Origin of the sequence: Streptomyces sp. NPDC057445, from assembly GCF_042802855.1 — a bacterium.
Lineage (GTDB): Bacteria > Actinomycetota > Actinomycetes > Streptomycetales > Streptomycetaceae > Streptomyces.
Genome location: NZ_JBHVDH010000008.1, coordinates 61,262 through 81,647 on the forward strand (window position 1 = coordinate 61,262; position 20,386 = coordinate 81,647).

Below are 20,386 nucleotides of genomic sequence, written 5' to 3' on the forward strand. Positions count from 1 at the left end.
ATCGGGGGCTTCGTTCGGTCCGCATCCCCCTCTCCGGCGCCGTCACCTCCACCCAGTGCTCACCCTGGGTCACCGTCTGCGGGACGTTCGCGCCGCCCCTCATCACCCGCCTCCTGCGCAGGTACGATGCACCTCGGTGCGGTCAATTCCCGTCCGCGACAAGGTGGTTCAGCACGCTCCGACGGGCGCCCGCCCGGCGGGAGGGCACGGGGGCACGGTATGTGGGGGACCCGATGGACATCGGCACGCACGGCGCGCCGGCGCCGGCCGACCTCGCCTGGGTGCGCGGCGTGGACGCCTACACGATGGGCGCGTACCCGCAGGCGGAAGAGGAGTTCAGGGCCGCGGTAAGGCTGGATCCCGCGATGGCGGACGGCTGGCTCGGACTGCACGCACTGCGCGTGGACACCACGACGGCGCTCCTGCGGATGTACCGCAACCGTGAGCGCTTCGGCGAGCAGCGGGCCCGTCACCGGCGCACGCTGAACTCCTGGTACTGGCTCGGCTGGTGGGTCCAGCCGGTTCTCGAGAGCCCGCGTGACCTCCTGCTCGCGCACGCCTCCCACTGGCTGGACGGCCGTCATGTGCCGGAGCTGGACCGGGCCCTCGCCGGGCTGCCGCCCGTCGACGCGGATCCGCAGGTCCGTTTCCTCCACGCGTGCCGCGCCTATCTGGTCAAGGACTGGGAGCAGCTCGTACGGCACACCGAACCGCTCGTCAACGATCCCTTGCTCGGCATCGAGGCCGGCCTCTTCGGCGGCATGGCCCGGGTGCGACTGGAGATGTACGGGCAGGCCGAGCCGTTCCTGTCCGCGGCGCTGATGCGCTGCCGCAGCGAGCAGCCGCAGCGCAAGGAACTGCGCTACTGGCTTGCGCGCGCCTATGAGGGCACCGGGCGAAGCGCGGGGGCGCTGCCGCTGTACCGGGCGGTGCACCGGGTCGATCCCGCGTTCATGGACACCGCGGCGCGGCTCGCGGCGATCGCCGACTACGACGGGATGGACGGGGCCGACGAGCCCGCCGGGCTCGCCGCGGTCTCGCTGGCGGGCGCGGGCTTCGGCCAGGACGCCGTCGACGCACAGCAGGGCGATCCGGAGCCACCGCCCGCTGCCGAACCGCGGTTCGGCAGCGACCTGCAGGCCCCGTACGGCGCCGGTACGGCGGCGGGCACCCCGGCCGACGGTGCCCGGGAGAAGGCGGCCGTACCGTCCCAGCCGTCCCCGCCCCGGTTCCCGGAGAGCCTCACGGACCCGGTCCTGCTCGCAGAGGCACTGGCCGAACTGGAGCGGATGGTCGGCCTGGAACCGGTGAAGCGGCAGGTCAAGGCGCTTTCCGCACAGCTGAACATGGCCCGGCTGCGGGCCGCCCAGGGGCTGCCGGTGCAGCCACCGAAACGTCATTTCGTCTTCTCGGGCCCCTCCGGCACCGGCAAGACGACTGTGGCTCGCATACTCGGCCGGGTCTTCTACGCCCTCGGGCTGCTCGGAGGCGACCATCTCGTCGAGGCGCAGCGCTCCGACCTGGTCGGCGAGTTCCTCGGCCAGACGGCGGTGAAGGCCAACGAGCTGATCGACTCTGCGCTCGGCGGGGTCCTCTTCGTGGACGAGGCGTACTCCCTTTCGAACACGGGCTACAGCAAGGGCGACGCGTACGGCGACGAGGCCCTGCAGGTGCTGCTGAAGCGCGCCGAGGACAACCGGGACCACCTGGTGGTCATCCTCGCGGGCTATCCCGAGGGCATGGACCGGCTGCTCGCCGCCAACCCGGGGCTGTCCTCCCGGTTCACCACCCGGGTGGACTTCCCCTCGTACCGGCCGCTGGAGCTGACCGCGATCGGCGAGGTGCTCGCCGCGACCAACGGCGATGTGTGGGACGAGGAGGCCCTGGACGAACTGCGCTCGATCAGCGGCCATGTCGTGGACCAGAACTGGATCGACGAACTCGGCAACGGCCGCTTCCTGCGGACCCTGTACGAGAAGAGCTGCGCGTACCGCGATCTGCGGCTCTCGGGCTACGGCGTCACCCCGACCCGCGAGGATCTGGCGACGCTGCGGCTGGCCGATCTGATGCAGGCCTACGGCGAGGTCCTGTCGGGCCGCGGGCCGGTGGACCGCGGCCCGCAGGACCCGACCGCGTGACGCGGTGGCCCCGTCGCGACGGGGCGTGGGCGGCCCCGAAGAGCTCCGGAGAGCTCCGGAGGGCCGCCCACGTTCACCGGACTTGTCGGGTCCGCTTCAGACGCCGGACGGGCTCGGCGTGCGCGGGCCCTTGGGGCCGTCCTCGAACGCCGGACGGGCCGGGGCGGCGAACGGCGCGGGAATCGTACGGTGTGACGGGTCGCGTACCTCACCGACCAGCGTCTCGAGGACGTCCTCCAGGGCGACGAGTCCGAGCACCCGCCCCGACGCGTCCGCGACCTGCGCAAGATGGGTGGCCGCCCGCCGCATCACGGTCAGGGCGTCGTCCAGCGGCAGCTCCGCCCGGAGGGTGGCCATGGGACGCCAGACGTGCTGGGGGACTGCACGCCCGTCGTCCTCCAGGTCGAGCACGTCCTTGACGTGGAGGTAGCCCATGAACGGGCCGACGCCCTCGCCGCGGACCGGGAAGCGTGAGTAGCCCGTGCGTACCGTCAGCTCCTCGATCTGCCGGGGAGTCACAGAGGGCGGCACGGTCACCAGGGCCGACCTGGCGATGAGGACGTCGGACACCGGGCGGCTGCCCAGCTCCAGGGCGTCCTCCAGACGCTCCTGTTCCTCCGGGCCGAGAAGACCAGCCTGGCCGGCGTCCTCGACCAGCTGGCCCAGCTGGTCGCTGGTGAAGACCGCCTCCACCTCGTCCTTCGGCTCGACACGGAACAGCTTCAGCACGAGCCGCGCGCACGCCCCGAGCCCCAACGTCACCGGACGGCACAGCCGGGCGAATCCCACCAGCGCCGGACTGAGCCAGAGCGCGGTCTTCTCCGGGGCCGCCATGGCCAGGTTCTTCGGCAGCATCTCGCCGATGACGAGGTGCAGGAAGACCACGACGGCGAGGGCGATGACATAGCCGAGGGGATGGATCAGGGCCTCGGGGACATGGACGGCGTGGAAGACCGGCTCCAGCAGATGCGCCACGGTGGGCTCCGCGACCGCGCCGAGCGTCAGGGAGCACACAGTGATGCCGAACTGTGCGGCGGCCATCATCTGCGGCAGGTTCTCCAGCCCGTGGAGCACCTGCCGGGCCCGCGAGGAGCCGCCCGCCGCGAGCGGTTCGATCTGGCTGCGCCGCACGGACACCAGCGCGAACTCGGCGCCGACGAAGAATCCGTTGGCCAGCACGAGCAGCAGCGCGAAGAGCAGTTGGAGAACACTCATCGGGCGCCCTCCGGCACATCCGCGGTGCGTACCAGTCTCACCCGTTCCGCCCGGTACCGGTCCACCTGCCGCACGGACAGCCGCCAGCCGGGCAGCTCCGCCCTGTCACCAGGGGCAGGGATGCGGCCGAGCAGGTCGGCGACCAGCCCGGCGACGGTCTCGTATGGCCCGTCGGGCACGTCGAGGCCTATCCGCCGCAGCGTGAGGACGCGGCAGCCGCCGTCGGCCTCCCACGCCGGATGGCCCTCCTCGGGCGCGACCGGGGCGAGCTCGGGCCGCCCGTCGCCCTCGGCGTCGTGCTCGTCACGGACCTCGCCGACGAGCTCCTCGACGATGTCCTCGAGGGTCACGACCCCGGCCGTGCCACCGTACTCGTCGACGACGACGGCGATCGGCTGCTCACTGCGCAGCCGCTCCAGCAGCTGTTGGACCGGCAGGGTCTCGGGCACCAGCAGCGGGGGGACGGCGATACGGCCGACCGGGGTACGCAGCCGTTCGTGCGCCTGGACGGCGAGCGCGTTCTTCAGATGGACCATGCCGACGATCTCGTCGATGCGGTCCCGGTAGACCGGGAACCGGGAGAGGCCGGTGGCCCGGGTGAGATTGAGGACGTCCGCCGCGGTCGCGTCGGACTGCAGGGCGCTCATCTTCACCCGCGGGGTCATCACATGCTGGGCCGTGAGATGGCCCAGCGAGAGGGTCCGCACGAAGAGATCGGCCGTGTCCTGCTCCAGCGCACCGGCGCGGGCGGAATGGCGGGCGAGGGACACCAGCTCGCCGGGAGTGCGGGCGGATGCCAGCTCGTCGGCGGGTTCGACGCCGAACGCTCGTACGAGCCGGTTGGCGACCGCGTTGAGCAGCGCGATCACGGGCCGGAGTGCCGAAGAGAAGATGTGCTGCGGGCCGGCCACGAAGCGGGCGACCTGCAGCGGCCGGGAGACCGCCCAGTTCTTGGGAACGAGCTCGCCGATCACCATCTGGACGGCGGAGGCGAACAGCATGCCGATCACGACCGCGACGCCGGGTACGGCCCCCTCGGGTATCCCCACCGCGGTGAGCGGCATGTCGAGCAGCTGGGCGAGCGCGGGCTCGGCGAGCATGCCGACGACGAGGGAGGTGATGGTGATGCCGAGCTGGGTGCCGGACAGCTGGAACGACAGCTCGCGCAGGGCTCGTACGACACCCCGGGCGCGGCGGTCGCCCTCGGCGGCGGCGCGCTCGGCATCCGCGCGCTCCACCGTGACGAGGCCGAACTCGGCGGCCACGAAGAAGCCGTTCGCAAGGATGAGAAGGAATGCCGCGCAGAGCAGCAGTAGCGGGATGATCATGCCGCCGCCTCGTGGGAGGGGGCGGCGCAGGTACTACCGGACGATCCGTCCATTGCCGGAGGGAGTCACTCCTCGGGTCGAAGTTGCCTCACGGGCCACGGTCGGCCACGCGGGTGTGAGGCGGAGGCGCACTCGGCGCCTCCGCCTCAAGAGTAATCACGACAGCGCCCCGCGGGGCAGGTGCTCAGCCGCGGTCCGTGCCGGTGCCGCGCATTTCCGCGAGCGCACGCAGGGTCTGGGCGTCACGGATCGCGTGCTTCCGGGCGATTCCCGGCTGGATACCGAGGGCCGGCAGGCTCGTTCCGTCACTCAGATCGAGGAAGACCCACGGGTCACCCGGACGGAGGTTGACGCGGAGGATCTCCGCCCACTCCAGCCGGCGGCTGCGGGTCAGGTTGACGACCGTGACGCCCTGCTCGTCGGCGACGACCTTGGGGCGGCTGAGGAGGGCCAGTACGCCGAAGAAGACCAGCGCGGTGAGGACGAAACTGATCCGCTCCCCCGGGCTGAGCTTCTCCAGCGCCAGTGCGACGGCCGTGATGACGGCGAACATCACCGTTCCGACGGACAGCAGCACGGCCCGGGTGCGGGTCGGTCTGAAGGTGACCGGCAGGACGGGGAGTTCCCGCTGTTCCACAGAAGACATGGTCGGTGTGCTTTCTCCGGCCCTCAGAGGCGGCAGGCGTGGATCGCCGTCGTCAGGATCGCCCGGGCGCCCAGCTCGTACAGATCGTCCATGATCCGCTGCGCCTGCTTGGCGGGGACCATGGCGCGGACCGCGACCCAGCCTTCGTTGTGCAGCGGGGAGACGGTCGGCGACTCCAGGCCCGGGGTGAGCGCGACGGCCTTCTCCAGGTGCTCGACGCGGCAGTCGTAGTCCATCATCACGTAGGCCCGGGCCACGAGAACGCCCTGGAGGCGGCGCAGGAACTGCTGGACCTTGGCGTCGGCAATCTCGTCGGCGTTCCCACCGGCTCGGCGGATGACGACGGCCTCCGAGGTGAGGATCGGCTCGCCGATGATGCCGAGTCCGGCGTTGCGCAGGCTGGTGCCGGTCTCCACGACATCGGCGATGATCTGGGCGACGCCCAGCTCGATCGCGGTCTCGACGGCGCCGTCGAGGTGGACGACGGAGGCGTCGATGCCGTTGTCCGCGAGGTGCTTGGCCACGATGCCCTCGTAGGAGGTGGCGATCGTGAGCCCGCCGAAGTCCTCGAGGCCGGAGGCGGTGCCGGGCTTGGTGGCGTAGCGGAAGGTGGAGCGGGCGAAACCGAGCTGGAGGATCTCCTCGGCGTTGGCGCCGGAGTCGAGCAGCAGGTCGCGGCCGGTGATGCCGATGTCGAGGCGGCCCGAGCTGACGTAGATCGCGATGTCCCGGGGGCGCAGGTAGAAGAACTCGACCTCGTTCTCCGGGTCGACCAGGACGAGCTCCTTGGAGTCCTTGCGCTGGAGGTAGCCCGCCTCATGGAGCATCTCCCCCGCAGGTCCGGAGAGTGAACCCTTGTTGGGGACGGCGATGCGCAGCATGAGACGGGCTTCCTTCGTGTGCGTAGGTGCTTGCGTGGGGAGTGTTCGTGCGGAACGAGTCTGCTCAGAGATGGGCGTAGACGTCGTCGAGGGAGATCCCCCGGGCGACCATCATCACCTGGACGTGGTACAGCAGCTGCGAGATCTCCTCGGCTGCGGCTTCCTTGCCCTCGTACTCGGCGGCCATCCACACTTCGGCGGCCTCCTCGACGACCTTCTTGCCGATGGCATGGACGCCCTTGTCCACGAGCTCGGCGGTGCGGGAGGTGGCGGGATCGCCGTTGGCGGCCTTGTGCTGGAGCTCGGCGAAGAGCTCCTCGAACGTCTTCTTGGACATGGTGGTCCCACCCTACGTGGAAGTGGGCCCTCCTCAGCGCCAGGGTTCAGATACTGAACGCAGCGTGGCCGCGGTGGCCACGGCGGCGGTGACCGCCTCGTGGCCCTTGTCCTCGTGGGAGCCCTCCAGACCCGCCCGGTCCAGGGCCTGCTCCTCGGTGTCACAGGTCAGTACGCCGAAGCCGACGGGGACGCCCGTCTCGATCGAGACCTGGGTGAGGCCCTGGGTGACGCCCTGGCACACGTACTCGAAGTGGGGCGTGCCGCCGCGGATGACGACTCCGAGCGCGACGATCGCGTCGTAGCCGCGGCCGGCCAGCACCTTGGCGACGACCGGGAGCTCGAAGCTGCCGGGGACCCTCAGCAGGGTCGGCTCGTCGATGCCCAGCTCGTGCAGGGCGCGCAGGGCGCCGTCGACGAGGCCGTCCATGATCTTCTCGTGCCACTGGGCCGCGATGACGGCCACGCGGAGGTCTCCGCAGTTGCGTACGGACAGTTCGGGTGCGCCCTTGCCGCTCACGTGTCTCCTCGAATCCTTCTCTTGCTGTCTTACTGGTTGCCGCAGGTGGAGGCGGTGGTGGGGGTTCCCCCGGCGGAGCGGGCGGGACCGTCCAGCCAGGGCAGGTCGTGTCCCATGCGGTCCCGCTTGGTGCGCAGGTACCGGAGGTTGTGCTCGCCCGCCTGCACCGGCATCGGCTCTCGGGCGTCGGCCTTCAGGCCGTGCCGCACCAACGCGGTGATCTTGTCGGGGTTGTTGGTCATCAGCCGGACGCTGCGGACACCGAGGTCTTCGAGGATCTGCGCGCCCGCGGCGTAGTCCCTGGCGTCGGCGGGCAGGCCGAGCTCGAGATTGGCGTCCAGCGTGTCGCGGCCGCGCTCCTGCAGTTCGTACGCCCGCAGCTTGGACAGCAGGCCGATACCGCGGCCCTCGTGACCGCGGAGATAGACGACCACGCCGCGGCCCGCCTCGGTGATGCGCTCCATGGAGGCCTCCAACTGGGGCCCGCAGTCGCAGCGCAGCGAGTGGAAGATGTCGCCGGTCAGGCATTCGGAGTGGATCCGGACGAGCACGTCCTCGCCGTCGCCGATGTCGCCGTGGACGAGCGCGACGTGCTCGACGCCGTCGACGGTGGAGCGGTAGCCGTAGGCGGTGAAGGCCCCGTGCGCGGTCGGCAGATTGACCTCGGCCTCGCGGCGGACGGTCGGCTCGGAGGTGCGGCGGTAGGCGATGAGGTCTTCGATGGAGATGATCGTAAGCCCGTGTTTGCGGGCGAACGGGATCAACTCGGGAAGCCGGAGCATCACGCCGTCCTCGCCGGCGATCTCGACGATCGCGCCGGCGGGCCGCAGTCCCGCGAGCCGGGCGAGGTCGACGGCGGCCTCGGTGTGTCCGTTGCGGACGAGCACGCCGCCGGCCTTGGCGCGCAGCGGGAAGACATGGCCGGGTCGCACGAAGTCGGAAGCCTCCGCCGTCCCACCGGCCAGCAGCTGGAGGGTGGTGGCCCGGTCGGCGGCGGAGATGCCGGTGGTCACACCGTGCGCGGGTGCCGCGTCGACGGAGACGGTGAAGGCCGTGCTCATCGACTCGGTGTTGTGCTCGACCATCTGCGGCAGCTGGAGCCGCTCCAGCTCGTCGCTCTCCATGGGGGCGCAGATCAGCCCCCGGCACTCGCTCATCATGAAGGCGACGATCTCGGGCGTGGCCTTCTCGGCGGCGATCACGAGGTCGCCCTCGTTCTCGCGGTCCTCGTCGTCGACGACCACGACGGGCCGCCCCGCGGCGATGTCACGGATGGCCTGCTCGACGGGGTCGAGGGAGAGCTCCTCGGCGCTGTCGGCCGGGTACCAGGTCGGCAGAGCACTCATGCTGCGGCTCCTTCCAGGGCGGATGCGGATGCTGCGCGGGACCGCAGCCACCAGTCGCGCATGCCCCAGAGGACGAGCGCGAAGTAGATCACGTAGACGAGGCCGGAGAAGGCCAGGCCGCTGCTGAAGGCGAGCGGTACGCCGACCAGGTCGACGAGCAGCCAGGCGAACCAGAACTCGACCAGTCCGCGGGCCTGGGCAACCATCGCGATCAGGGTGCCGACGAAGATGTAGGCATCGGCCCAGGGGCTCCAGGACAGCGACGGGTAGAGGGTGAACAGCCCGCCGACTGCGAGGGTGCCCGCGATCGCACCGGCCGCCAGCGCGCCCCGCTCGCGCCAGGTGGCGAACCGTACGGCGATGGAGCCGTCCTGGGCCTGCTGCCTGCCCCGGGTCCACTGCCGCCAGCCCCACACGGCGACGCCGATGACGAGCAGTTGCTTGCCGACACCGCCGGAGAGCTGCGCGGACGCGTACGCGGCGACAAGGATCACTCCGGACAGCAGCTGTGCGGGCCACGTCCATATGGAGCGCCGCCAGCCGAGGGCGAGCGCGGCCAGACCGACCGAGTTGCCGATCATGTCGGACCACATGATGTGCTGGTCGAAGGCCGTGAAGGCCTCCGAGTTCAGCCAGGACAGGGCGCTCACTTGGCGGTCTCCTCAGCACGGGAGCCGAGCAGACGCTCGACGTACTTGGCGATGACGTCGACCTCGAGGTTGACCGGGTCGCCCGGCTGCTTGATGCCGAGCGTGGTCAGCGCGAGGGTGGTGGGGATCAGGCTGATGGTGAAGTGGTCCGGACCCGCGTCGACGACGGTGAGGCTGACTCCGTCGACGGTGATGGAACCCTTCTCGACGACGTAACGGGTGAGGTCCGCGGGGAGCGAGATCTTGACGATCTCCCAGTTGTCGGACGGCGTGCGCTCGACGATCGTGCCGGTGCCGTCCACATGGCCCTGGACGATGTGCCCGCCGAGCCGGCCGCCGACCGCCATCGGGCGCTCCAGGTTGACCCGGGAGCCCACGGCGAGAGCCCCGAGGCTGGAGCGCTTGAGCGTCTCGGCCATCACGTCGGCGGTGAACTCGCCGTCGCCGAAGTCGACGACGGTGAGGCAGACGCCGTTGACGGCGATGGAGTCGCCGTGCTTCGCGCCTTCGGTCACGACAGGCCCGCGCAGGCGGAAGCGTGAGGAGTCGCCGAGATTCTCGACGGCGGTGACCTCACCCAGCTCTTCGACGATTCCGGTGAACACTCAAGCTCCCTTGGGGACAGTCGCGGTGATACGCAGATCGGGGCCGAAACGGACGGTCTCGATCACGTCGAGCCGCAACGCTTCTGTGAGGGTGGAGATTCCGGCGTCGGCGAGGGCCGTGCGTCCCGCGCCGAGGAGTACCGGGGCCAGATAGCCGACGACCTTGTCGACGGCTCCCGCGGCGATGAAGGACCCGGCCAGCGTGGGGCCCCCTTCGAGGAGTACGGAGCGGACGCCGCGCGCGTACAGCTCGGTGAGCAGGGCGTGGACGCCGATGCCGCGTTCGTCGGCGCTCAGCCGCGCGAGGTCGACGCCGGGCAGATGCCGGGCGTCCGCGTCCTCGGCGACGGCGACGAGCGTGGGCGCCGCGTCGTCCAGGACCCGGGCTGTCGACAGGATCGCCGCACGGGTGTCGAGGACCACGCGCAGGGGTTGGGTGATGCCCTCGATGCCCCGGACGGCGAGGTGCGGGTCGTCGGCGCGTGCGGTGCCGGAGCCGACGACGACCGCGTCGGCCTCGGCGCGCAGCCGGTGGACGTCGGCACGGGACTCGGGCGAGCTGATCCAGCGGCTGGTGCCGTCGGCGGCGGCGATGCGCCCGTCGAGGGTGGCGGCGTACTTCCACAGGACGTAGGGCCGGCCGAGGCGGACCGCGGTGAGCCAGGCGATGTTCCCCGCCTCGGCCTCCTCGCCGAGAAGCCCGCACACGACCTCGGCCCCGGCCGCGCGCAGGGTGTCGGCGCCACCGGTGGCCTGCGGGTTGGGGTCGGCGACGGCATACACGACGCGCGCGATCCCGGCGTCGACGAGGGCCTGCGAACAGGGACCGGTGCGGCCGGTGTGGTTGCAGGGTTCGAGAGTGACGTACGCGGTGCCGCCGCGGGCGCGCTCGCCCGCGGCACGCAGGGCGTGGATCTCGGCGTGCGGGCCGCCGGCGCGCTGGTGGAACCCCTCGCCCACCGGCTGCCCGGCGGCGTCGGTGATGACGCAGCCGACGACCGGGTTGGGGCTGGTGGAGCCGAGTCCGCGGGCGGCGAGCGTGATGGCTCGACGCATGGCGTCCATGTCGGCTGCGGTGGCCACCGGGTCCTCCTGCCTCTTCGGGCACGGACTCCGGGGCTGTCGTTCGAACGACAGGGCAAGCGCAACAACACCTCAGGGAATGCCGGGCCTTGCGGAGCCGGTCGTTCGTGGGAACGATCGGTCGCAGACGGCCGACGGACCACGAGGGTCGCCCGCCGCGCACTGCCTCCCATCCGGACTTTCACCGTCGGTCCAGGAATTTCACCTGGTCAACCGGCCGCTGGATGCGGACGGGTCGCGGACTGTAACCGCCGGTTCGGAATTACACCGACCCCGGAGTGCGCTGCTGCTGATACAAGGCCAGTGTGCCATGCCCGATCGACCGGCATACAGGTGGGCTACCTGTGGGCTGGCTCACAACCGACGGCGACGCGATCGTCACTCCAGGGAACTCCTCCACGGCGTCGCGGCGGGGGGTGCGGGGTTTGGTACAGGCCTATTGACCGAACTGGTCTAGTCCTCTTAGTCTCTGCGTCACCTCGCGTGACCGCCTCGGGACGGTCCCGCCGACGCCATGGCGCCGGGGCCCAAGGGGCGCCGGTTCCCGGCCGGTTGGCGTTCAGCGGAAAGCGCATGTGCCGCGAGAACGCCCGGCGGCGGTCACCGGCCCTTGCCGCCGCCGGGTCTCGCGTCCCGGTCACCCCCGTGCTCGCCGCCGTCCGTCAGGCCGCCCTCTTGACCACGATGCTGGTGACCGGCGGCACCGGAACGCTCGGCAGGCATGTCGCCGCCGGGCCGGCGGCGCTACTTGACGGTCGCGCCCCGGCGCCCCGGGGCGTACACGTCGTCCTGTGCCGCGTCGCGCGCCATGAGCAAGGCTCCGCGCAGGACGGCCTGGCCGCCCAGTCCGGACGGGCGGACCGTGGTGCGCAGCGGGGACAGCGTGGCGAGGCGGGACTCGACGCGAGCGGCCAGCGCGCCGCCGCCCGCGTGGCCGATCTCGCCGCCGAGGACCACGCATCCCGGGTCGAGTACGGCTGCCACGGCCGCGGCGCCCAGGGCGAGCCGGTCGGCCAGCGCGTCGAGGAAGGCCGCGGTCGCCTCCCGCTCCGCCGAAACGGCGGCGACCACCGCCTGCTCCGCATCACCGTCCATGCCGTGCCGTTCGGCGAGTTCGCGCACCGCCGCCGCACCTGCCAGGGCGTGGAAGCCTCCCTCGCAGCCGCTCGCGGACGGCAGGCCGGCGGTGCCGGGCACCGGAAGGAAACCGATCTCACCGGCCCCGCCCGACGCCCCGCGCCGCAGCGTGCCGCCGAGGACGACCGCGGCGCCGACACCCTGACCCAGCCAGAGCAGGACGAAGTCGTCCTGGTCCCGCGCGGCGCCGATGCGCTGCTCGGCGACAGCCGCGAGATTGGTCTCGTTCTCCACGAGCACGGTCGCGGGAAGACGTTCCTGGAGCGCGGCGACGAGCCTGCGGTGCCACGCGGGGAGCCCGCTCGAGTCACGCAGCTCGCCCGTGACGGGATCGATCAGTCCCGGGGCACCGATGCCGACGCTGTGGAGCCGCGTCACTCCCGCCTCGCGGGCTGTGTGCTCCAGCAGAGCGACGGCCTGTTCGACGGCCGGTTCTGTGCCCGTGTTGCTGCCGATCGGCAGCGTCGCCTCCGCGAGCGTCGTGCCGAGCAGGTCCGCGACGACGACCGTCACGCCGTGCGTCCGCACGTCGAGGGCCGCGAGATGCGCCCGGTCGGCGACGATCCCGTACAGCCGTGCGTTCGGGCCACGGCGCTGTTCGCCCGCCTCGCCCACGACCCGGACGAGTCCCGCGCTCTGCAGCCGTTCCACGAGGTCTGCGACGGACGGACGGGAGAGTCCGGTCATGGCCTTGAGCTGAGTGGCCGTCAACGGGCCCGCGTCCTGCATGAGCCGAAGGGCGAGCCGGTCGTTGATGGCCCGGGCGGTGCTCGGGGATGCGGGCATGCCGGGAATCCTTCCAGATAGCCGCCGGACCCGAGCGGCGCGACTATTTATCAGGCAGGGTTCCTGATAGTTTACGCGACAGACCACCACTCCAGGGGAGGACGGCGCCGATGCCGAGTGAAGTGGCCTTCGACCAGCGGCAGTTGCGCCGCGCCCGCCATGCCGTGGCCGCCGTCTTCTGTGTCCACGGCGCCGTGACCGGCAGCTTCGCCACCCGCATCCCCTGGATCCAGGATCACGCCGGGGTGGGGACGGGCCTGCTCGGCGTCGCTCTCGCCTTCCCGGCCGTCGGGGCGTCCCTCGCCATGCCGCTCGCCGGAGCGATCAGCCACCGCTTCGGGGCGCGCGCAGCGCTGCGGGGACTGCTCGCCCTGTGGACCCTCGCCCTGGCCCTCCCCGCGCTGGCCCCGAATGTGTACGCGCTCTGTGCGGCGCTCTTCGTGTACGGCGCCACGGCCGGAATGTCGGACGTCGCCATGAACGCTCTCGGCGTCGAGGTCGAGAACCGGATGGACCGCTCGATCATGTCGAGCCTGCACGGCATGTGGAGCGCGGGCGCCCTGCTCGGCTCCGCCGCGGGCACCATCGCCGCGCATCTCGGCAGCGACGCCCGCCTCCACCACCTCTTCGCGTCGGCCGTGCTCACCGCGCTGGGCCTGGTGGCCTGTCAAGGCGTTCTGGATCTGCGCAGCACTCCGGACGAGGAGGCGCCGCCACGCTTCGCGCTGCCGCCGCGCTCGGCGGTGATCATCGGCGCGATCGGCTTCTGCGGGGTGTTCGCGGAGGGCGCGAGCCTGGACTGGTCGGCGGTGTATCTGCGGGATGTGCTCGGTACGTCGGCCGGGCTCGCCGCCGCCTCCACCACCGCGTTCGCCCTGACCATGGCGGTGGCCCGGCTGGTGGGCGACAGGGTGGTGGACCGCTTCGGCCCGGTCCGTACCGTCCGTGCGGGAGGAGCGCTGGCGACCGCGGGAGGACTGCTGGTGGTCCTGGCGCCCCATCCCCTGGCCGCGATGGCCGGCTTCGGCTGCATGGGGCTCGGAATCGCCGTGGTCGTCCCGCTCGCCTTCGCAGCGGCGGGACGTACCGGATCGAACCCGAGCCTGTCGATCGCGGGCGTGGCGACGATCACGTACACCTCGGGGCTGATCGCCCCGTCGGCGATCGGCGGGATCGCCGATCTGACCTCGCTGACGGCGTCGTTCACGCTGGTGACGGCGCTGGCCTTCGGACTGGTGCTGGGAGCCGGGGTGCTGCGGGGCAGCACACGGACGGCTGCTGCCGCCGGGTCCGGGGCGGCCACGCAGGCGGAGACCGGGATCCGGGCCTGACGGAACACCGTCCGGCCGCCCTGTCCGTGGCTCGTGGCACCGGCCCCGGCCCCGGCCCCCGGAAGAACCCCGAACGCGCGCGGCCGGCTTCGCGTACCGCTCGAGGACCTCGCGACCGGGCCCGTGCCGTGGCACGGGCCCGCCTTCGTCGGCCGGGTCCGGTTCGCGCAGGGATCAGCAGCGCCGCCGCCGCGGCCCGCCCGGCAGGGACGGCCAGGTCAACCGTCGACCCGCGGCATCAGCCGTGCCGGGAACGCCCCGCACCAGGTCCCGTCGCACACCACGTCAGGCACCGTCGCCGTTCTGCGTCCGCGTGCTCAGCCGAGCTTCTTCAGCTGGGCGTCGACAACGGCCTTCGGCTGCTCCGCCTTGCCGGCCAGGCTGAGTGCGTGGAAGGTGGCCAGCGTTCCGCCCTTGCGGACCGCGACGAGCTGCGTCGTGCCTGCGTCACCCTCCAGATCCATGGTGAGGGTGAAGGCGACGGCTTCGTCCCCACCGGTGAATGCCGCGGTCTCGATCTTGGTGAACTTCGTCTTCTCGGTGCCGGTGACCAGGGTGAAACCGCCGGCGCAGTCCTCTCCCGCCTTCTTGAAGGCCGCGAAGGCGTCCTGCGCGCCCTGACCGTCGTACGAACCAAGGGTGTCGGCCGTGACCGTCGCGCTGAGGGCCGCGAGGCCGGCCTTCGCCTTGTCCTCGGGCGAGGCGTCGGCGCCAGGCGCCTTCGGGATGGCCACGATCTTGCGCGACGCGGTCGCGCCCGGCGTCCCGGCGGCACGCAGCGCCATCGCGTCGACCAGCGGCTTGCACTCGGCCTTGTCGCTGGTGGCGGTCTTGGCCGTGGCGATGTCCGCCTCGTTGGCCTTGGCGATCTTGTGGTCCTTGAGATCACTCTCGGCCAGGATCAGCTTGTCCAGCTCGGCCTGGGTCAGAGCCTTCGCGGCGGACTCCTTGGGCGTACCGGCGCCGCCCTTCGGCTCGTCCTTCGCCGCCGGGTCCCCGGAACCGCAGGCACCGACAAGCAGGGCCAGCGATACGGCGGACGCGGCGGCGACGGTACGGCGGACATTGATGCGGCGCATAGGACTGCTTCCTTCTGAATCTGGATCGGTGAACAACGTCCCTCCGCGCGGCGTTCGACCCGGCAGTGCTCACGCGGATTTGTTGTGTGCCGCTCAAATCTACGTGCGGCACCGAAGCGGAGATCGGCAATTGATGCCCGGGCCATGATTGTGATCATGGCGAAATCGCACCTGTACCCAACCGAGACGCGCCCCCGTACAACCCCCGGCCGGGCCCTCCGGGCCCCTGATCGACGGCCTGCGCGTCGGTTCCGGTGGGGGTGCAAGGCGCCCGTGATCAGGCCATGTGCACCACGGGCGAATGAAATCGGACCCTCCGGCACCTCTTGCCCCGAAGGCGGGAGCGGAGACGCGGATCAGCCGGTCGCCAAGTCGTAGGCGTAGTCGGGGGTGAAGGAGCCCGCCGCGCCCTTGCAACCGTCCGACTCCCCCGGCAGCTTCACCCACAGATAGGCATCGATCCCCGCCTCCCCCGTCTCGGCCGTCGGCGCCCTGCCGATGGCCCGGCCCGGCGGGTCGCACCATTCCCCCGCCGCGGGGGCGCCGTTGCCGTTGCGGCTGGTGTCGATCACGGCGCCCAGAGGCTCCGGGCCGCCCAGCGCGGCGAGTACCTGCCGGGCGTAGCGCACCTCGTCGGCCGTGCGGTGGAAGTTGGAGACATTGGTGAAGACGCCGTCCGAGGCGGTGGCGGCGCCCGCCGCGCGCAGCAGAGCGGCCTGCTTGCCCGCGGGGTTCCAGCCGGAATGCCCCGCGTCGAAGTAGACCTTCGCCTGCGGGTTGGCGGCCTTGAGGGTGCGGCCGGCACGGGCCAGCGACGCGAAACGTGCTGCCCGTACGCCCGCAGAAAGGCAGTCCGACTGTGAGATCGAGTCGGGTTCGAGGACGACGATGACCGGATCGCCGCCGAGCCCCGCGGCGAACTCCTCGACCCAGCGGTCGTACGAGGCCAGGTCGGGCGCCCCGCCCTGGGACGCGCCGCCGCAGTCCCGGCCCGGAATCGCGTACGGCACCAGGACCGGGACGCGACCGGCTGCCGCCGCCCCCGAGGTCACCGCGCGCACCTGGCCGGTGACCTCGCCGGGGTTGTGGACGGCGAACCAGACGGCGGCCGGCTGAGCTGCGATGCGCGATTCGATCAGGGGCCTGCGAGGGTCGTTCCGGTTGGCCCGCACCCAGTCGAGGACCTGCGAGTCCGGGTGCCGGTACAGCCGGGCGCCCGTCGTGGGCGTCTCCCTGCGGGCAGGCGGGCGGGGCGCGGCCTTCGTGGACGCCTTCTGTGATGCGGTGGGCGAAGACGGCGTGGCCGTCACCGTGGCCGGTGACGGCGAAGGGCTGGGACGGGCGGGCAGCGGGACGGTCAGCGGTGAGGTGGTCGCCTTCGGCCGTGCGGTGTCGTTCTCGTCCCGGTCGCCGGCCGCGGAGACCAGCCCGGTGACCGTGCCGACAGCCACCACCGCAGAGGCAGCGACGGCCATGACGCCGTGCCGTGCGGCACGGCGGCGCTCCATCCGTTCCGTCCGGCGCTGTGTGCGTACGCCTGACACCTTCGTTCCCCCCTCGCACAAGAAGCTCCCCCTGAGCCTCCTCGGCAGCCGCCTGCCACCCGGTCCTTCCCCCGTTCTGGGGAAGCCCGGGCCTGGCGGCACCTGTCCGAGCCTATGGCTGGGACGCTGCCCCCATGGCGCAGACCGAACAGTTCGCAGCAGACTTCGCGGCACGGACCGGACCCGGCAGTCCTTCGGTCGGCTCGGTGGTGAACCGGATGCGGGCGCTCCGGTCGGACTTGCCCCCGCAGGACGGGGTTGCGGTCTTCAACCGGGTGTATCTGGCGGTCACGGAGGAGCTCGGGCTGCGCATCGAGCGGGGCGAGTTCCCCGACCGGCGTGCGGCCGTCACGCTGCACGTTCTCTTCGCCGAGCGCTATCTCTCCGCCGTCGGCACCACGACGGCGGGCGGTCGCCCGCCCGACTGCTGGCGGCCGCTGTTCCAGTACCGCCGCCATCCCCGGGTACGTCCGCTGCAGTTCGCGCTGGCCGGAATCAATGCGCACATCGGCCACGATCTCGCGCTGGCGGTCGTGGACACCTGCCGTAGGCTCGGCTGCGAACCGCCGCAGCTGGAGGGGGAGTTCGACCGGGTGGGTGACATCCTCACGATGCTGGAGGAGCACATCCGCGAAGATCTGATGCCCGGGCCCGATCTGCTGGAGGTCGCCGATCCGCTCACCCACCTTCTCGGCGCATGGAGCCTGGAGCGGGCGAGAGACGGCGCCTGGTCCGCGGCACGACTCCTGTGGGGGATCCGGGAACACCCCGAACTCGTCCGCGAGTTCACCGATCGGCTGGACGCGGGTGTCGGGCTCGTCGGACGCTGCCTGCTCACTCCCTGGCCCTGACGCGAAGGAGTACACATGACGATCCGGCTCGGCCTCGGGCTCCCGCAGATGAGGCAGTACGACATCGGGCGCGACATCCCCGCGGTGGCGGGGCTGCCGAGGAGACCGGCTACGACAGCCTGTGGGTGTTCGAGCGGGTACTGGTTCCCGAGCCCGCGGTCCACGGGCTGTACGGCATCCCCGGCCTCCCGTGGCCCGATGTGTACCGAGGGGTGGCGGACCCGCTCGTTTCGCTGACGCTGGCCGCGGGAGCGACCGGCCGGGCCAGGCTCGGGACCAGTGTGCTGGTCGCGCCGCTGCACATCCCCTTCCAGCTGGCGCGTACGCTCGCCTCGCTGGACGCCGCGAGCGGCGGACGGGTGGTCGCCGGGTTCGGCACCGGCTGGTCCGTCGACGAGTACGCGGCCGCGGCCGTCGCCCCCTTCGAGAAGCGTGGCGCGGTCCTGGACGAGTTGCTGGACGTGTGCCGCGCGGTGTGGGGTCCCGACCCGGTCGCGTACGAGGGGGAACTGACGTCGATCGCCCCGTCCGTGGTCGGCCCCAAGCCGGCCGGGCCCATCCCCGTCCTGCTGCCTGCGCTGAGCCCGAAGGCCACCCGCCGGATGGTGGACCGTGCGGACGGCTGGATGCCGGTCGCCATGGGCCCGCGGGAACTGGCCGAGTCCTGGCGGCGGATCCAGGACGTGGCGGCCGGGCGCGGGCGCGAGCGGCCCCTGGAAGTCGTCGTACGCGCGAACGCGGCGTACAGCGCGAAGCCGCTGGGGGGCAGCGACCGCAAGCCGTTCCACGGCAGCGTGGACCAGATCGTCGAGGATCTCGCGGCCCACGCCGCGCCGGGCCTCGGCGAGTTCCTCGTCGATCTGCAGGGCGCCACGCGCGACGCCGAGGAGTTGAAGGACGTCGCCGCCGCGGTGTACGAGGGCGTACGGGCCGCGGGGCTCTGACGGCATACGGAGCCGCCGCCGACCGGGTTCTCCGGCCGGCGGCGGCTGGTGTGACCACCCGGGGCCGACCGGGTCGCGGTCGGCGGCGGGGGTTCATCCATGGGGCCCTGGCCCTGGGCGGTCCCTGGGCGAATGGGCCGAAGGGACGCGCGGGCGTCGAAAGGAACCGAGCAGGGTCGACCGTCGACGCCCGCTGAAGGGCCCTGGCGGGCGTCGGTCCCCCCGCCGGGGGCGGGGGGAGCACCGAGCCTCGAAATCAGTCCTCGGGAAGCTCCACCGGGGCGATCTCGTCGAAGACGTCACCCGGGCCCCGGTTCGTGGCGTCGGTGGCGCCGCCGAGGTGGTGCATCACACCCCACACGGCGTTGAGCGCGGTCTGCACCGCGCCCTCCGCCCAGCCGGCCGTCCACGAGATGTCGTCGCCCGCGAGGAAGATGCCGCGCTTGTCGGCGGGCAGCCGGTCCTGCATGAAGTGGGTGAACAGGCGCCGCTGGTAGCGGTAGTGACCCGGCAGGTTGGCCTTGAACGCGCCCATGAAATAGGGCTCGTTCTCCCAGGACACAGTGACCGGGTTGCCGATGATGTGCTTGCGGATGTCGACGTTCGGGTAGATCTCGCCGAGCGACTTGAGCATGACCTCCATGCGCTCGTTCGCGGACAGCGGCAGCCACTTGAGGCTGTCGTCGCACCACGTGTACGAGAGGCAGATGACGGCCGGCTTGTCCGGGCCGTCGTCCAGGAGGTACGTGCCGCGGGTCATCCGGTCGGTCAGAGTCATCGACATGACGTCACGGCCGGTCGGATTCCCCTTGTCGTCGACGGCCTTGTCCAGCCAGAACGGCCGGTCGACGGGGACGAACAGCTTGGAGGACTCCATGTAGTGGGTCCGCTCCATCGCCGTCCAGTGGTCGATGGGGAAGAGCGAGTCGTCACAGGCGATCTTGGAGAGCAGCAGCCAGGACTGCGCGGTGAAGATCGCCGCCTGGTAGGTGCGGATGTCGCCGGACGCGTCGGTGACGGTGATCCGGTTGCCGGCGGTGCGGTGCAGACGGGTCACGGCGGGCCGCGGCTCGCCCTCGTGCAGGGACTTCAGCGACGTGCCCTGCGCCCAGTGCACGATCTTCTGCGGCTCGCGCTCCCACAGCCGCAGCGGCAGCTGCTGGGATCCACCGACGATGCCGCGGTGGTGGTCGTCGGCCTCGGTGTAGACGACGCGGAGGATCTCCAGGATGGAGTTGGGGAAGTCGGTGTCCCAGCCGCCGGTGCCGAAGCCGACCTGGCCGAAGATCTCGCGGTGCCGGAAGGACTTGAAGGCCTCGGAGTCACAGAGGAAGCCGTAGAACGTCTGGTTGTCGAGCTTCTCGACGAGCTTGGCCCAGATCTCACGGATGCGCGGGACGTCGCGCTCCCGCATGGCGCGGTTCATGTCGGAGAAGTCCGCGCCCTCCTCCAGGCAGGCGTTCCACGCGTTCATGACGTCGCGGTAGACCTGCGGCAGGTCGTCGATGGTCTCCGCGTAGTGCGACTCGCCCTTGAGGTCGACGACCGTCGACGGGGTGGACTCGGCCAGCGGGTTCGGGAACGGCGCGGTCTTCAGGCCCACCAGGTCGATGTAGTGCTGGAGCGCGGTCGACGAGGGCGGGAAGCGCATGGCGCCCATCTCCGCGGTCAGCGACGGATCGCAGCCGTCGAAGCCGACCGTGCGCAGCCGTCCGCCGATCTGGTCCGCCTCGTAGACGACCGGCTTGAGGCCCATCTTCATCAGCTCGTACGCGGCGATGATGCCGGAGAGCCCGCCGCCGATGACGGCGACCTCTGTGCCGTGCTCGGTCGCGGGTATCTGGCCGAGCCCGGCCGGGTGGGCGAGGAAGTCGTCGTACGCGTACGGGAAGTCCGGCCCGAACATGGTGATGGGCGGCTGCGCGTCGCTGTGCGGGACGGCGGTGGGCACCGTGGACGTCATAGG

At 71.5% G+C, this 20,386-nt stretch carries 17 protein-coding genes, 1 pseudogene and 1 riboswitch; of the genes and pseudogenes, 4 read left to right on the forward strand and 14 right to left on the reverse strand.

The annotated features are described in order from the left end of the window. Positions 1-233: 233 nt before the first annotated feature. The gene (locus ACFU5O_RS19090) at positions 234-2,138 is read left to right on the forward strand and encodes an AAA family ATPase (protein ID WP_384241818.1); all 1,905 of its coding nucleotides are present in this window, start codon (positions 234-236) and stop codon (positions 2,136-2,138) included. 96 nt (positions 2,139-2,234) lie between these two features. On the opposite strand, the gene ACFU5O_RS19095 is transcribed toward ACFU5O_RS19090, so the two are convergent. The 11 genes from ACFU5O_RS19095 to ACFU5O_RS19145 all read right to left on the reverse strand — a co-directional run bounded on the left by ACFU5O_RS19095 (position 2,235) and on the right by ACFU5O_RS19145 (position 12,671). Further along, on the reverse strand, positions 2,235-3,353 hold the full coding sequence (locus ACFU5O_RS19095; RefSeq protein WP_384241821.1) for a hemolysin family protein: 1,119 nt from the start codon (positions 3,351-3,353) through the stop codon (positions 2,235-2,237). Further along, positions 3,350-4,681, reverse strand: a complete 1,332-nt coding sequence (locus ACFU5O_RS19100; RefSeq protein ID WP_384241823.1) for a hemolysin family protein — start codon at positions 4,679-4,681, stop codon at positions 3,350-3,352. Before ACFU5O_RS19100 ends, ACFU5O_RS19095 begins: the two co-directional genes overlap by 4 nt. 184 nt (positions 4,682-4,865) lie before the next feature. Next, entirely contained in the window at positions 4,866-5,327 is a 462-nt protein-coding gene (locus tag ACFU5O_RS19105) for a PH domain-containing protein (RefSeq protein WP_384241826.1), read from the reverse strand. 23 nt (positions 5,328-5,350) lie between these two features. Then, a complete protein-coding gene (hisG, locus tag ACFU5O_RS19110) occupies positions 5,351-6,208 on the reverse strand; it encodes an ATP phosphoribosyltransferase (protein ID WP_384241829.1) in 858 nt (285 codons plus the stop codon). A 64-nt stretch (positions 6,209-6,272) separates the two neighbouring features. Then, positions 6,273-6,545 (reverse strand): phosphoribosyl-ATP diphosphatase, encoded by a 273-nt coding sequence (locus ACFU5O_RS19115; RefSeq protein ID WP_093658196.1) that lies wholly within the window; start codon positions 6,543-6,545, stop codon positions 6,273-6,275. Between the two features lie 33 nt (positions 6,546-6,578). Next, the gene (gene ribH, locus ACFU5O_RS19120) at positions 6,579-7,064 is read right to left on the reverse strand and encodes a 6,7-dimethyl-8-ribityllumazine synthase (RefSeq protein ID WP_384241832.1); all 486 of its coding nucleotides are present in this window, start codon (positions 7,062-7,064) and stop codon (positions 6,579-6,581) included. A gap of 29 nt (positions 7,065-7,093) precedes the next feature. Beyond that, entirely contained in the window at positions 7,094-8,410 is a 1,317-nt protein-coding gene (locus ACFU5O_RS19125) for a bifunctional 3,4-dihydroxy-2-butanone-4-phosphate synthase/GTP cyclohydrolase II (protein ID WP_384241834.1), read from the reverse strand. Beyond that, complete coding sequence (locus ACFU5O_RS19130; protein WP_384241837.1) at positions 8,407-9,060, reverse strand: nicotinamide riboside transporter PnuC; 654 nt, start codon at positions 9,058-9,060, stop codon at positions 8,407-8,409. Before ACFU5O_RS19130 ends, ACFU5O_RS19125 begins: the two co-directional genes overlap by 4 nt. Next, complete coding sequence (locus ACFU5O_RS19135) at positions 9,057-9,665, reverse strand: riboflavin synthase (protein WP_384241840.1); 609 nt, start codon at positions 9,663-9,665, stop codon at positions 9,057-9,059. Before ACFU5O_RS19135 ends, ACFU5O_RS19130 begins: the two co-directional genes overlap by 4 nt. Beyond that, on the reverse strand, positions 9,666-10,748 hold the full coding sequence (gene ribD, locus ACFU5O_RS19140) for a bifunctional diaminohydroxyphosphoribosylaminopyrimidine deaminase/5-amino-6-(5-phosphoribosylamino)uracil reductase RibD (RefSeq protein WP_384241842.1): 1,083 nt from the start codon (positions 10,746-10,748) through the stop codon (positions 9,666-9,668). Positions 10,749-10,903: 155 nt separating this feature from the next. Continuing rightward, a riboswitch (FMN riboswitch) is annotated at positions 10,904-11,034 on the reverse strand. Positions 11,035-11,492: 458 nt separating this feature from the next. Beyond that, the gene (locus ACFU5O_RS19145) at positions 11,493-12,671 is read right to left on the reverse strand and encodes an ROK family transcriptional regulator (protein WP_384241845.1); all 1,179 of its coding nucleotides are present in this window, start codon (positions 12,669-12,671) and stop codon (positions 11,493-11,495) included. Positions 12,672-12,781: 110 nt separating this feature from the next. On the opposite strand from ACFU5O_RS19145, the gene ACFU5O_RS19150 reads away from it, so the two are divergent. Next, the gene (locus ACFU5O_RS19150; RefSeq protein WP_384241848.1) at positions 12,782-14,002 is read left to right on the forward strand and encodes an MFS transporter; all 1,221 of its coding nucleotides are present in this window, start codon (positions 12,782-12,784) and stop codon (positions 14,000-14,002) included. Between the two features lie 317 nt (positions 14,003-14,319). On the opposite strand, the gene ACFU5O_RS19155 is transcribed toward ACFU5O_RS19150, so the two are convergent. Then, entirely contained in the window at positions 14,320-15,081 is a 762-nt protein-coding gene (locus ACFU5O_RS19155) for a hypothetical protein (RefSeq protein WP_384241851.1), read from the reverse strand. Between the two features lie 356 nt (positions 15,082-15,437). Beyond that, positions 15,438-16,625, reverse strand: coding sequence for a glycoside hydrolase family 6 protein (locus ACFU5O_RS19160; RefSeq protein WP_384241854.1), 1,188 nt, complete (start codon positions 16,623-16,625; stop codon positions 15,438-15,440). Positions 16,626-16,759: 134 nt separating this feature from the next. On the opposite strand from ACFU5O_RS19160, the gene ACFU5O_RS19165 reads away from it, so the two are divergent. Both ACFU5O_RS19165 and ACFU5O_RS19170 read left to right on the forward strand, forming a co-directional pair. After that, the gene (locus ACFU5O_RS19165; protein WP_384241856.1) at positions 16,760-17,476 is read left to right on the forward strand and encodes a DUF5995 family protein; all 717 of its coding nucleotides are present in this window, start codon (positions 16,760-16,762) and stop codon (positions 17,474-17,476) included. A 15-nt stretch (positions 17,477-17,491) separates the two neighbouring features. Next, positions 17,492-18,420, forward strand: a pseudogene (locus tag ACFU5O_RS19170) (LLM class F420-dependent oxidoreductase). A 256-nt stretch (positions 18,421-18,676) separates the two neighbouring features. Here ACFU5O_RS19170 and ACFU5O_RS19175 read toward each other — a convergent pair. Further along, a complete protein-coding gene (locus ACFU5O_RS19175) occupies positions 18,677-20,383 on the reverse strand; it encodes a flavin monoamine oxidase family protein (RefSeq protein WP_384241859.1) in 1,707 nt (568 codons plus the stop codon). Between the last annotated feature and the right edge of the window lie 3 nt (positions 20,384-20,386).

Coding starts and splice junctions, on each gene's coding strand:
- ACFU5O_RS19090 (WP_384241818.1), top strand. CDS start 234: ATGGACATCGGCACGCACGGCGCGCCGGCGCCGGCCGACCTCGCCTGG.
- ACFU5O_RS19095 (WP_384241821.1), bottom strand. CDS start 3,353: ATGAGTGTTCTCCAACTGCTCTTCGCGCTGCTGCTCGTGCTGGCCAAC.
- ACFU5O_RS19100 (WP_384241823.1), bottom strand. CDS start 4,681: ATGATCATCCCGCTACTGCTGCTCTGCGCGGCATTCCTTCTCATCCTT.
- ACFU5O_RS19105 (WP_384241826.1), bottom strand. CDS start 5,327: ATGTCTTCTGTGGAACAGCGGGAACTCCCCGTCCTGCCGGTCACCTTC.
- hisG (WP_384241829.1), bottom strand. CDS start 6,208: ATGCTGCGCATCGCCGTCCCCAACAAGGGTTCACTCTCCGGACCTGCG.
- ACFU5O_RS19115 (WP_093658196.1), bottom strand. CDS start 6,545: ATGTCCAAGAAGACGTTCGAGGAGCTCTTCGCCGAGCTCCAGCACAAG.
- ACFU5O_RS19125 (WP_384241834.1), bottom strand. CDS start 8,410: ATGAGTGCTCTGCCGACCTGGTACCCGGCCGACAGCGCCGAGGAGCTC.
- ACFU5O_RS19145 (WP_384241845.1), bottom strand. CDS start 12,671: ATGCCCGCATCCCCGAGCACCGCCCGGGCCATCAACGACCGGCTCGCC.
- ACFU5O_RS19150 (WP_384241848.1), top strand. CDS start 12,782: ATGCCGAGTGAAGTGGCCTTCGACCAGCGGCAGTTGCGCCGCGCCCGC.
- ACFU5O_RS19155 (WP_384241851.1), bottom strand. CDS start 15,081: ATGCGCCGCATCAATGTCCGCCGTACCGTCGCCGCCGCGTCCGCCGTA.
- ACFU5O_RS19165 (WP_384241856.1), top strand. CDS start 16,760: ATGGCGCAGACCGAACAGTTCGCAGCAGACTTCGCGGCACGGACCGGA.
- ACFU5O_RS19175 (WP_384241859.1), bottom strand. CDS start 20,383: ATGACGTCCACGGTGCCCACCGCCGTCCCGCACAGCGACGCGCAGCCG.